12 protein-coding genes and 1 pseudogene are annotated in these 12,559 nt (G+C 37.8%); 8 read left to right on the top strand and 5 right to left on the bottom strand.

What is annotated here, in order from left to right; genetic code table 11:
• Positions 1-167, top strand: a pseudogene (locus BTR25_RS27305) (IS5/IS1182 family transposase); the annotation flags it as partial.
• A 437-nt stretch (positions 168-604) separates the two neighbouring features.
• Here the strand turns inward: BTR25_RS27305 and BTR25_RS25010 are convergent.
• Both BTR25_RS25010 and BTR25_RS25005 read right to left on the bottom strand, forming a co-directional pair.
• Positions 605-1,606: an inorganic phosphate transporter gene (locus BTR25_RS25010; protein ID WP_075690695.1), complete on the bottom strand. Its 1,002-nt coding sequence runs from the start codon at positions 1,604-1,606 to the stop codon at positions 605-607.
• Between the two features lie 11 nt (positions 1,607-1,617).
• Entirely contained in the window at positions 1,618-2,235 is a 618-nt protein-coding gene (locus tag BTR25_RS25005) for a DUF47 domain-containing protein (protein WP_075690694.1), read from the bottom strand.
• A 325-nt stretch (positions 2,236-2,560) separates the two neighbouring features.
• On the opposite strand from BTR25_RS25005, the gene BTR25_RS25000 reads away from it, so the two are divergent.
• Positions 2,561-2,815 carry a GlsB/YeaQ/YmgE family stress response membrane protein gene (locus tag BTR25_RS25000; RefSeq protein WP_075690693.1) on the top strand — a complete coding sequence of 85 codons (255 nt, stop codon included), beginning with the start codon at positions 2,561-2,563 and terminating at the stop codon, positions 2,813-2,815.
• Between the two features lie 37 nt (positions 2,816-2,852).
• Here BTR25_RS25000 and BTR25_RS24995 read toward each other — a convergent pair whose 3' ends face one another.
• Positions 2,853-3,776, bottom strand: a complete 924-nt coding sequence (locus tag BTR25_RS24995; protein WP_075690692.1) for an RluA family pseudouridine synthase — start codon at positions 3,774-3,776, stop codon at positions 2,853-2,855.
• A 121-nt stretch (positions 3,777-3,897) separates the two neighbouring features.
• Here BTR25_RS24995 and BTR25_RS24990 point away from each other — a divergent pair, with 121 nt between their 5' ends.
• Positions 3,898-4,296, top strand: a complete 399-nt coding sequence (locus tag BTR25_RS24990) for a YhcU family protein (protein WP_075690691.1) — start codon at positions 3,898-3,900, stop codon at positions 4,294-4,296.
• Between the two features lie 189 nt (positions 4,297-4,485).
• Positions 4,486-6,225 (top strand): phospho-sugar mutase, encoded by a 1,740-nt coding sequence (locus BTR25_RS24985; protein ID WP_075690690.1) that lies wholly within the window; start codon positions 4,486-4,488, stop codon positions 6,223-6,225.
• 124 nt (positions 6,226-6,349) lie between these two features.
• Here the strand turns inward: BTR25_RS24985 and BTR25_RS24980 are convergent, their stop codons facing one another.
• On the bottom strand, positions 6,350-6,604 hold the full coding sequence (locus BTR25_RS24980; RefSeq protein ID WP_075690689.1) for a YhdB family protein: 255 nt from the start codon (positions 6,602-6,604) through the stop codon (positions 6,350-6,352).
• 156 nt (positions 6,605-6,760) lie between these two features.
• Here BTR25_RS24980 and BTR25_RS24975 point away from each other — a divergent pair, with 156 nt between their 5' ends.
• The 4 genes from BTR25_RS24975 to BTR25_RS24960 all read left to right on the top strand — a co-directional run bounded on the left by BTR25_RS24975 (position 6,761) and on the right by BTR25_RS24960 (position 11,319).
• On the top strand, positions 6,761-7,744 hold the full coding sequence (locus tag BTR25_RS24975) for a M14 family zinc carboxypeptidase (protein WP_075690688.1): 984 nt from the start codon (positions 6,761-6,763) through the stop codon (positions 7,742-7,744).
• A 48-nt stretch (positions 7,745-7,792) separates the two neighbouring features.
• Positions 7,793-8,110: a DUF3889 domain-containing protein gene (locus tag BTR25_RS24970; RefSeq protein WP_075690687.1), complete on the top strand. Its 318-nt coding sequence runs from the start codon at positions 7,793-7,795 to the stop codon at positions 8,108-8,110.
• Between the two features lie 87 nt (positions 8,111-8,197).
• On the top strand, positions 8,198-9,610 hold the full coding sequence (locus BTR25_RS24965) for a SpoVR family protein (RefSeq protein WP_075690686.1): 1,413 nt from the start codon (positions 8,198-8,200) through the stop codon (positions 9,608-9,610).
• A 230-nt stretch (positions 9,611-9,840) separates the two neighbouring features.
• The gene (locus BTR25_RS24960; RefSeq protein WP_075690685.1) at positions 9,841-11,319 is read left to right on the top strand and encodes a SulP family inorganic anion transporter; all 1,479 of its coding nucleotides are present in this window, start codon (positions 9,841-9,843) and stop codon (positions 11,317-11,319) included.
• A 26-nt stretch (positions 11,320-11,345) separates the two neighbouring features.
• Here BTR25_RS24960 and BTR25_RS24955 read toward each other — a convergent pair whose 3' ends face one another.
• Positions 11,346-12,458, bottom strand: coding sequence for a putative glycoside hydrolase (locus tag BTR25_RS24955; protein WP_075690684.1), 1,113 nt, complete (start codon positions 12,456-12,458; stop codon positions 11,346-11,348).
• Between the last annotated feature and the right edge of the window lie 101 nt (positions 12,459-12,559).

Genomic DNA, 12,559 nt, shown 5'->3' with positions numbered 1-12,559 from the left:
CAAAAAACCGCTATAAAATTGAAGCAAAAAATAGTGAACTCAAGCATGGGCACGGTTTTGAAACAGCCAAATCCTCGGGTTTATTTGGTATGGAAATTCAAGGAGCCACAACCATATTCGCTGTCAATCTCAAACGGATAATAAAACTTCTTAATGAAAAAGAATAGGAAATAGGCAGAGGTATAAGCAACTTTCCTTCGAATTTCGGTAGGAAGTTGCTTTTTTTGTCTTTTTTCATCCATAATGTCTTTTCCTTATTTATAAAATATAAAAAACGGAAGTTCTTCAGTGCCCTCCGTTTCGACCTGCGGGGTCTCACTCAGCTCGTACATCCCGCTGGAGTCAAGCGCCTTCCACTCCAATCAACAGGTTCTTAAACCAACAGTATCCTTTGACACAGCCTTAAGTTTGGCTGTGTTAAACTAGGCTGTTGATTTGCACTCCAGGCGCTATGCTTTCCGCGGGCTCGCCCCGCCCGTGAGCCTCCTCGGTCGTTCCGACCTGCGGGGTCTCACTCAGCTCGTACATCCCGCTGGAGTCAAGCGCCTTCCACTCCAATCAACAGGTTCTTAAACCAACAGTAGTCTTTGACACAGCCTTTAGTTTAAAAGAAAAGGTTTAAGACAAAGTAAGAAACTGCGGCTAACAGTGCAGAAATAGGGAGGGTGATCACCCATGTAATCAGCATTCGCTGAGCAGTACCCCACTTAACACCCTTTAGACGGTGAGATGCCCCAACCCCTAGGATACCGGAAGAAATAACATGTGTTGTACTTACTGGTACATGCATGAAAGTGGCTCCGAAAATAACAGCAGCACCAGTTATGTCAGCAGCAACACCATTCACTGGACGGATTTTCATGATTTTCCCGCCTACCGTTTTAATGATTTTCCAGCCGCCAACAGAAGTACCTAGTCCCATTGCTAGCGCACAAGAAAATTGAACCCAAAAAGGAACGTCTGCATCAGCGCCAAGATATCCGTTAGCGATTAATGCTAATGTAATAATCCCCATTGCTTTTTGAGCGTCATTGGTACCATGGGAATAAGACTGTAATGCAGCGGTAGCTACTTGCATATAGCGGAAATTACGGTTCGTTTTTGTTAAATTAAAATTTTTAAATACCACTTTAAAGATACTATAAACGGTAAAGCCGACAACAAAAGCTAATAACGGTGAAATTAATAGGGCTTTTATGATCTTCGTAAAGCCTGAATAATTTAGTGCGTTAAAACCTTCTGCAGCAAGGGCAGCACCAGCAATTGAACCTATAATAGCGTGTGAGGAACTACTTGGAATTCCATAATACCAGGTAACTAAGTTCCATGTGATGGCAGCAATTAATGCAGCAAGTATAACAATTGATCCATTCTGCAGTGTGAAAGGATCGACAATATCCTTTGAAATTGATTTTGCAACACCAGTAAAAGTCATTGCTCCAACAAAGTTCATTACCGCAGCTAATAAAATTGCTTGCCGCGGTCTTAATGCCTTAGTCGAAACAGAGGTGGCAATTGAATTCGCCGTATCATGAAATCCATTAATAAAGTCAAATGCAAGCGCACCTATGACAATTAATACGGTCAAGATCAGTAAAGTGTCCATTAGAATGCTCCTTATGCATTTTTCATTATAATAGTCTCAAGAGTGTTTGCTACAGCTTGGCAGCTATCTGCAATTTCTTCAAGGGTTTCGTAGATCTCCTTATATTGAATAATCCTGATCGGGTCTTTTTCAATACTAAATAAATGCTTGATAGATTGACGCAGAATATTGTCACACTTTGATTCATAGTCTTTCGTTTTGATTGCATGTTCTCTCATCTGAGGTAATTTCTTCTTTGCAAGAAGCTCAATTGCTTTATCAATTTCATGTACACTAGCTTTGATCGCATCAACAAATTGAAGCATAAAGTCATCTGCCTGTGTAATGCTGTACATTTCAAATAATGCCGCACATGCTTCGAGTCCATCTAAAACATCATCCATACTGATGGCAAGGTGGAGAATATCTTCGCGTTCAATTGGAGTAATAAAAGCATCATTTAGCTCCTTAATTACTTCATGAACGTATGAGTCTCCCTTAGTTTCAATTTCTTTCATTCTTTCGGAGAATGTTTTTAAATCACTTATATTTTTTAATTTGTAATCCGCGAAGAAGTTAGCGCCTTCCTTTAAATTAGCTGAAATATTACTAAGTAAAACTGAAAACTTATCGTTCTTCTTAAATGCCATCTGTTAAACCCCCAAAAAAATGTATGTAGAAAAAGTAAAGATAACTGAATAATTTTATCTATATTTGTCGAAAATCACAATCATTTTTTCCGCTTTACAAAAACTTTACAAAAGCAAAGGGTGTAATCTGTTTATTTTTTACTATGTAACTGGTAGGAGAAATTTATGTGTCAACTTTAAGTAACTTATCGTTGTATGAATGTATTTAGAAAAACAGGGTACTTTAAATGATACAAGCAGAACATGAAACTCTGCTTAAAAGACTGCTATCTAGCAGCATATATAGTTGCAGGAACTAAACAAATTTTTTAAAGGAGTGTTCTAAATGGGTTTCATTTGGTCCTTAGTAGTAGGTGGAGTTATTGGATGGCTAGGAGGGCTGATTGTAGGTAAAGATGTACCTGGAGGCATTATTGGAAATATTATTGCTGGTTTCGTCGGTGCTTGGCTCGGAACCTTGATATTTGGGAATTGGGGGCCAAATGTGGCTGACTTTGCGATTATACCTGCTATAATCGGGGCAGTTGCACTTGTTTTCATTCTTTCTTTAATCATGAGGACCTTTAGAAAGGCGAGATAATTTTAATTGTAAAAAGCCCCCAACTTGGGGGCTTTTGCTATGTTAGATAAATATCAATGTCTTTAAAAATAGGCTGTTCATCGATAAAGGGGGCATGACATATTATTCTTTCTTCCGTAATGGGATGATCGAACGTTAACTTTGCTGCATGAAGTGCTTGGCGTTTGATACTAGGCTTTCCTCCATATAATACATCCCCAACCAATGGATGACCTAGATAGCTCAAATGTACGCGAATTTGGTGTGTTCTGCCTGTTTCCAGCCAGCATTTAACATAGGATACTTGTTTTTGCATATCCTCTTTTATGCATTCGTAGTGGGTAACAGCATCCTGGCCAGACTGGGAAACACGCCTTCTCGTTGGATGATGACGGTCTCGCCCAATGGGTTCTTGAATTAACCCTTTTTTCTTTTTGAGAATTCCATGAACCATTGCGATATAAGTTCTTTTTATTTCTCGGTTCTCCAGTTTCCTGTCTAGAATGGCACCAGCCAATGCATGCTTTGCAAAGAGAATAGCACCAGAGGTATCCTTATCTAGCCTGTGAATCTGGTGTATATTTACAAGTTGACCTTTAGCCTGCATATAGTAAAGAATGGCATTAATCAGTGTATTTGTATCTTTCTCAAGATTATTTGGGTGTGTGTTAATAAAAGGAGGTTTATTAACTACCAGACAATGATCATCTTCAAATAAAATCTCAACCTCGCGAAACATAGGGGTGCCGCTGACTTCTTCTTCTTCAAATAGTCTTATTAGGAGTTTCTCATTAGGCTGAAGAGCTTTGTTCCAATTCGCCGTATCCCCATTCACCAAGACTTTTCCTTCCATCCTATATGAATGAGTTAACTTCTTGGGTGCCTTCCACTCCGTGCGAAAAATTTCTTCCAGTGTTTTCCCAGTCCATTTAACAGGAATAATCATTTCTAGCCAGTTACCCTTTCGTTCTGTTTTTAGCATACAATCTCCCTCTATACAACGATAATCGTGGTTATAATTACCACCGAAAATTCCAATTAAGTATGTTATTCTTATTAATATCATACGATAGTTAACTGTCACGAGCAAAGGTGGGTTACAAGTGAAAATAGTTTTTGCCTCAACGCCAAGTCAAGAAGAGGAGATTTGTGGCCTTGTTAGGTATATTTATTCAAATGTATTTCCTCTTTATTTTACGGATGACGAAATTAGTCAGTTTGAACATCTAAAAGTATTGTATACTTCAGTTACTAATTTTGACGGACTCAATACGTTAAAAGATGCTTTTCAAGTTATGACTAGTATGCAGACGTTAATCTCCATCCTAGAGTCACCAACTCTATACCAACATTATGAGCCGCTTTTTGAAAAGAATGCAGCAAACCTGCAAGAATTTGGCCTTTTCTTCCCATTCGAATTTGAACAATTTGTAGAAGCGAAAAATATGAAGAGTAGCATCTTTAGCACTTATACAAAAGCTGCCAATGACCTGCTTATTTAAAAAAATGTCTGCACCTTTGCAGACATTTTTTATTTTTATATAGAATACCTTGTGAATTGAAAGGATTAAATTATAAAATAAACTTGGAATAGTGAGAAATTTGTCGGATTATTTCTGAGGATTTTTAAAGGAGTAATAAGCGTTGATTCAGAAACAATAATAAGATATGAAAAAACAGGAGGATTTAAAATGAATTGGAAGACAAATGCAACAAGATGGCTTGAATTTCCCAGCTTAGACCCGGAGTTAAAAAAAGAGCTTTCAGAATTAAAATCAGATGAAAAACAGTTAGAAGAAGTCTTTTATAAAAATTTAGAGTTTGGTACTGGCGGTATGAGAGGTGAGATTGGTGTCGGAACTAATCGAATGAATATCTACACCGTTCGAAAAGCGTCAGCAGGTTTAGCAGCATACATAGAGGAACAAGGAATTGAGGCAAAGCAGCGAGGTGTTGTGATCGCTTATGATTCAAGGCATAAATCCCCAGAGTTTAGCATGGAAGCAGCTAAGACACTGGCAACCAAAGGAATTAAAACGTATATATTTGACGAGCTTCGACCAACTCCCGAGTTGTCATTTGCATTAAGATACTTACAGGCTTTCTCAGGTATTGTTGTAACGGCTAGTCATAACCCGCCCGAATATAATGGATATAAAGTATATGGATCAGATGGAGGACAGCTTCCGCCTGAGAGTGCCGATATAGTAATTGAAAAGGTAAACCAAATAGAAAATGAATTATTAATTGAGGTAGATAGTGAAGAAAACCTAAGGGCTGCGGGTCTAATCAATACCATAGGAGCTGAGATCGACCAAGCTTATATTGAAAAGTTAAAAACAATCTCTGAAGACCTTTCACTCGCGAAGGAAACGGATGTTAAAGTTGTTTTTACTCCACTCCATGGGACTGCTAATAAACCAGTCAGACAAGCTCTTGACGCATTAGGGTATGATCAAATCACAGTGGTTAAAGAACAGGAACTTCCAGATCCGCAATTTTCAACCGTAAAAAGCCCGAATCCTGAAGAACATGCAGCATTTGAGCTTGCCATCCAATATGGAAAAAACGTTGGTGCAGACCTATTGATTGCAACTGATCCAGATGCTGACCGATTAGGAATTGCTGTTCAAAATCCTGAAGGAGAGTATGTCGTTTTAACGGGGAATCAAACAGGTGCTTTATTGTTAGACTACATCCTTTCACAGAAGAAAAGTAAAGGTACATTGCCAGAAAATGGTGTTGTTTTAAAAACCATTGTGACTTCAGATATTGGCAGAAAAATTGCAGATGCCTATGAATTGACAACGATTGATGTGTTAACAGGGTTTAAGTTTATTGCTGAAAAAATCAATCAGTATGAAACAACTGGTGAGCATACCTTTTTGTTTGGTTATGAAGAAAGCTATGGTTACTTAATAGGAGATTTTGCACGTGACAAGGATGCTGTACAAGCGGCTTTATTAGCTACTGAGGTTGCTGCATATTATAAAAAACAAGGTTTATCTCTTTATGATGGCCTCATGCAGGTATTTGATAAATATGGCTATTACCAAGAAGGCTTGCGTTCTTTGACCTTAAAAGGCAAGGAAGGAGCAGAGATGATTCAACGCTTACTAGCTTCCTTCCGTTCAGAGCCTATTGAAAATCTAGGCAATCTAACGACGTTAACTGCTGAAGATTATTTAACAAGCATTCGGGTCACCCCTGATGGAGATGAAAAGATCGATTTACCAAAGTCGAATGTTTTAAAATATACCTTTACAGATGGCTCTTGGGTATGTTTAAGACCTTCAGGTACCGAGCCAAAGGTTAAGTTTTATTTCGGTGTAAATAGCAAAACTTTAGAGGAAAGCCAAGAAAAACTAAGGGAACTTGAAAAGAATTTCATGAGCCTGGTAGATGAAAAAATGAAATTAGTATCAAATTAAAAGCAATATTAACTATAGAATAAAGCTAAAACACGGCCACTTATAGCGGCCGTGTTTTTTTAGGTGGAATTCTTTGGTCCGGTTGGTAAAACATCTCACAATAAATAGGTATCCACTTGTTATTTCAGGAAAGACTATACATGGTTAATTCATTATGTTCAGGGTCGATGGTATCGTTAGCATGGTCGATGTAACGTAGTAGGGAATATAATTTTTTCTCAATAACTGAGTAATCGCTTTCAAAATGGTAGGCGTGCAGGAATTGCTCTATTCTTTTTGATAAAAATTGATCCTTTGTTCGAACCATTAAAATCAGTAAATTATCCCATTCAGATCGATGTGTATAATATAACGCTCGATCGTAATCCATTTTATTCATTTGTTTTGTCTCCTCCTTATTAGGAGTTGATATTATTGTATGACTTTTTTCACTTAACTTGCACAGAAAATGTTGGACACCCATATATACCGCGACTTTCAACATTTACCTGTATAAAGGATAAGATTTTGAGTTTTAAAAAGGAAGGGAAGACGGATGATTATTCGGTTTGGTTTATTGTTAATGGTTACACTGTCATTAGCAAATGCTGCAAATGCAAGTGTGATTGAAACCCAAAAACCATATTCCTATGAAGAACTAGAGAACGATCTTTCATCCATAAATGCCAGATACAAGGCAGTCGTAAAAATTAAAAAAATTGGTGAAACAGAATTTGGCAGGAATATTTGGGCAGTTAAACTTGGGAACGGTAAAGAGAACATTGTAGTAGTAGGAACCCATCACGGGCGAGAGTGGTTAACAAGTATGCTTGTCATGAAAATGCTGGAGACATATGCTGACGCATATCAAGATAAAAGGAAAGTTGGCAGGTATCAAACTGATATCTTAAATGAGGTGTCAATCTGGTTTATACCTATGCTAAATCCAGATGGTGTGAGCATTCAACAAAATAATCTTCATCAATTTCCATTATCATACCAACAACGCCTCATTCAAATGAATGAAGGGGAGAGGAATTTCAAACGTTGGAAGGCGAATGCATTAGGTGTGGACCTAAACAGACAATATCCAGCTGGTTGGGAGAAGCTAAATCGTGAACCGAATCGTCCATATTATCAGTTTTATCGAGGAAAGAGGCCTTTTGAGGCTCAAGAAGTTAAGGTGTTAACCCAATTTATTAGAAAAATTAAGCCAGCCATTGCAGTAGCGTATCATACCGCCGGAAGAGAAATTTATTGGAACTATAAAAATGGTGCAAATTTAAAGCGTGATCAATCGATTGCAACTAAAGTATCTAGTTTAACTGGTTATCCACTTGCAAAGCCAGCTAAAAATGCTGTTGGTGGGGGATTTACAGATTGGTTCATCACTACCTATCGCCGCCCGGGATTAACAATAGAGATCAGTTACCTCGTTGGCGAAACATCCCCGCCTTTAGAGGTATTTGAAACAGAGTGGAAAAGAAACCAGTACGTGGGACTTCAACTCTCAATGGAAGCAAAAAAAATCATCGATTAATCCGATTGAATAAGGGAAAAATAACTTAAAATCAAAGGAGGAATCTTTATGAAAAAGACCATCATTTCCATCATCGTTTCACTGTTTGTGCTAATAGGTTTTAATGATACCATTTTTGCACAAAAGCCTGATTATGAAAAGTACGGCCGGATTGCAATGGCTGTTGTTAAGGAAGATTACCCGGGAGACGCAATTACTGAGTATGAATACTTAGGAAGAAAAAAGGTTAATGAGACAAGTGTTGAGGATTCTTTCCGCTTTCAAGTTCAAGAAAACAACATTAAATACCTAGTAACCATAAAAGTAAATCATAACATTGCTAACAACAAACTTCTTACTATAACGGTTGATTCAAAAAAGCAATAAGTATTAAGCTCGCCAGTCGGCGAGTTTGTTTCATCAATCCTGCTTTTTCTTCATACATTGTGGTAAGAGGAAAAGGGGGAATGTGCAATGAATGCTGAAGAGCGCAAAGCACTCGAATATGCGATTAGTGAAATAACTGAGATTGCCAACGGCTTTGGTCTAGATTTTTATCCAATGCGGTATGAAGTATGCCCAGCGGAAATTATTTACACGTTTGGAGCTTACGGGATGCCCACTCGATTTTCTCACTGGAGTTTTGGAAAGCAATTTCATAAGATGAAGCTTCACTATGATTTGGGTCTTAGCAAAATTTATGAATTAGTCATTAACTCCAATCCATGTTATGCATTCTTATTAGACTCAAATACGTTAATTCAAAATAAGCTAATTGTAGCCCACGTCCTTGCACATTGCGATTTCTTTAAAAACAATATTCGTTTTCAAAATACGAAGAGGGATATGGTTGAAAGTATGGCCGCAACTGCGGAAAGAATTCATCAGTATGAAATAAGGTATGGAAAAAAAGAGGTAGAAACCTTTTTAGATGCTGTCTTAGCCATTGATGAGCATATTGACCCATCTCTGATGAGACCGAAACTGGCATGGTCATTAGAGGATGATGAAGAGGAAGAAATACACCAAGCTACTACACCTTATGATGATTTATGGAAACTTGATGATAAGGAAAAGAAAACAGAAAATAGTACACCGAAAAGAAAGAAGTTCCCACCGAACCCAGAAAAAGATCTATTACTGTTTATTGAAACATATAGTCGAGAACTTGAGGATTGGCAGAGAGATATTTTGACCATGATGCGGGAGGAGATGCTTTATTTCTGGCCGCAGCTAGAAACCAAAATCATGAACGAAGGCTGGGCATCCTATTGGCATCAACGGATCATAAGAGAAATGGACTTGACGAGTGGAGATGCGATAGAATTCGCCAAACTCAATGCAGGAGTTGTTCAGCCATCCAAAACAGGTATTAATCCATATTATCTTGGTATTAAAATATTTGAGGACATTGAAGAAAGGTATAATAATCCAACCGATGAGATGATTCGACGAGGAGTTCAACCGGGGTCGGGGCGTGAAAAAATGTTTGAGGTTCGTGAAGTTGAATCTGATATATCATTTCTTCGCAACTATTTAAATAAAGATCTTGTTATGAGAGAGGATATGTATCTTTTTCAGAAACAAGGAAGAGATTATAAAATTGTTGATAAACAATGGGAAGAAGTCCGCGACCAGCTGGTCAATATGAGGGTGAACGGGGGCTTCCCGTATATTACTGTTACCGATGGAGATTATATGAGAAATGGTGAGCTCTATCTCAAGCATTGGTATGAAGGAATTGAATTAGATATTAAGTACCTAGAAAAAGTATTGCCGTATATACATCAACTTTGGGGCAGACCTGCTCATATTGAAACGGTAATTGAAGACAGGAGAATGTTGTTTTCCTATGACGGGAAGGGTGTACATCGTAAATATTTATAAAATCTGTGACTGCTGGAAAATACCAGCAGTCAATTTTTTTGCGGTTATATAGGTTGTACTGAATTTCAAAGGTAAAAAGAGATAATGGTAGCATAATACTTTTGTCTACGCTTACACCACATTTCACAAAGCTGTCACAATCCTTTATAATGTGTTTTGTTAACAACGGACCCGACTTTCATGAGAGTTGAAAGTCAATAAAAAATAATGAACATAGAAAGAGGTGCTGAATGAATTTATCTACATTAAAAACTGAATGGTTTGGAAATATTAAGGGCGATGTGTTAGCGGGGATTGTGGTTGCCTTGGCATTAATCCCAGAAGCAATTGCATTTTCAATTATTGCAGGGGTTGACCCGATGGTGGGTCTATATGCGTCGTTCTGTATTGCTGTAACAATTGCTTTTGTCGGGGGCAGACCTGGGATGATTTCGGCAGCAACTGCTGCCACTGCTTTAGTAATGGTTACCTTAGTAAAAGAGCATGGTTTACAATATTTATTAGCGGCTACTATCTTAACCGGTGTAATTCAAATTGTTATGGGGGCTTTCAAACTTGGCCGCCTAATGAAGTTTGTACCCCGGTCTGTGATGACAGGTTTTGTTAATGCTTTAGCTATAATGATTTTTGCAGCCCAGTTTCCGCATTTTGCAGGTGAGTCATGGCAAATGTATGCAATGGTGGCTGCTGGACTTGGTATTATTTATATCCTCCCGCGGTTTACCAAGGTTGTTCCATCACCCTTAGTTGCGATTGTTGCCATTACGGTCTTTGCAATGTTTACAGGAAGCAGTGTAGGCACGGTTGGCGATATGGGGGAACTATCTTCTAAATTACCAATCTTTTTAATTCCTGATATACCACTAAATCTAGAGACCTTGCAGATAATATTTCCATATGCATTATCAATTGCAGTAGTTGGATTAGTGGAATCATTATTAACAGCTCAAATTGTCGATGACATGACAGATACAGAAAGTGATAAAAATAAAGAAGCACGTGGTCAAGGTGTTGCCAACATCGTCTCAGGTTTCTTTGGCGGAATGGCTGGTTGTGCGATGATTGGTCAGTCTGTAATAAATGTTAAATCAGGCGGTAGAGGGCGATTATCAGCTTTTGTTGCTGGAGCCTTCTTGTTGACCTTAATCGTGGTATTAAAAGGATTCCTTATCCAAATTCCATTAGCAGCTTTAGTAGCTGTTATGTTTATGGTTTCAATTGGAACATTTGATTGGGCATCTCTAAAGACTCTTAGAAGAGTTCCATTGACAGATACAATCGTTATGGTTGTGACAGTTTTCACCGTTATACAAACTCACGATTTATCTAAAGGAGTTTTAGCAGGAATTGTTTTAAGTGCGATCTTCTTTGCTGCTAAGATTTCAAAGGTAAAGGTAACAAGTCTATCAGCCAAGGGGTCTCACAAGAAGATTTATCATGTTTCTGGTCAATTGTTTTTTGCATCAGTTTCTGAGTTCGTCAAAAGTTTTGATTATAAGGAAGATGTAACTGAAATTGATCTTGATTTATCAAATGCCCACCTGTGGGATGACTCTGCCGTTGGCGCGATTGATAAAGTTGTGATAAAATACCATCAAAATGGGATCAAAGTTAATCTAAAAGGATTAAATTCAGAGAGCAATAAACTTGTTGATAAACTTGCAGTTCACAATAAACCAGGCGGACTTGAAAAAGCAGTAAGTCATTAAAATAAGTAAAAAAACGCTGAAAAACTTCAGCGTTTTTTTGTTATTTCAGGAGAGTAATCAACATTTGGTGTATAGTTGTTACTTGCGTTCCATAGTAGATATTCATTAATTCCTTGAGAATGTAAAGCACGAATTTGGTCTTCAATTTCTTCTTTTCCATATACCTTATAGTTACCGCTTCCTAACCAAGTTGCCGTGAAATCTTGAAGCCAAGGACGAGATATTGGAGGGTTGGGAATAGTGCATAAACGCTTGTTTTCAACCTTGGCATATTCCTCAACTAAACGATAGGGTTCAAGGTCTGGTTTTTCAATACCAAATATAGCAGACCAATGACTAGGATAGATCATTGCAGAAATGACATCGACACTCTTAGCAATTTCTGAAAAGTTCTGCCCTATTCCTTTAGCCTCCGGAATAACAGTAGCATTTCCAAAAATATCAACAGACATCTTTACTTTATAGGGTTTGAGTTTTTCTGCGGCATATTTTACGAATCCGCTAACAGCAGCTACCCGTTCACGGTCATTACCGCTTTGAAACTCATTCTTTTTATAAGTTAGCTGACTTTCAATCCCTTCGAACTTTTCCGGAAAGCGTACGTAATCAAATTGAATCTCCTTAAATCCTAAATTAACCGCTTCAATTGCCACACCTATATTATAGTCCCATACCTCTTTTATAAAGGGATTTGTGAAAGAGTCGCCTCTCTGGTTTTTCCAAACTCCGTTTGTAGTCATAAATGATAGTCCTGGGTTTTTATTAGCTAAAACGTTATCCTTAAAAACAACAATTCTTGCAATTGGGTAGATGTTATTATTTTCCAAAATTTTTATTAAATCAGCTGGATGGGCAATATATGGACGACTGATTGAATAATAAGGTGAGGTTTTAGAAGGAATGAAGGTGAGATTACCATGGTCATCCTTAATATCAATTACCATTGCATTTAATTCTGAATTATTTATAAGGGCTAAAAGTTTTTGGAACTGTCCTCCTTGAGTATTTACGGCACTGACATAAATACCACGGATAGGCTCGGGTGTGATCGTGGTGGCATTACTACGAGCAAGTGCTGTTGTATGACAAGCAAGCAAGAAGATGATAATCATTGATAAAAAACATAATTTTTTTCGCATATCCTCACGCCCTTCACTTTTGTATTACTAGTGTTAACAGTGAGAAGAAAGGTATACTGCCTGCTAAAAGAAATGGCTGCCTATTTGACAGGCAGCCAGTG

Origin of the sequence: Bacillus sp. MRMR6, from assembly GCF_001940785.1 — a bacterium.
Lineage (GTDB): Bacteria > Bacillota > Bacilli > Bacillales > Cytobacillaceae > Neobacillus.
Note: the sequence above shows the minus strand (reverse complement) of the source record. Positions and strands in the feature narration are given on the sequence as shown.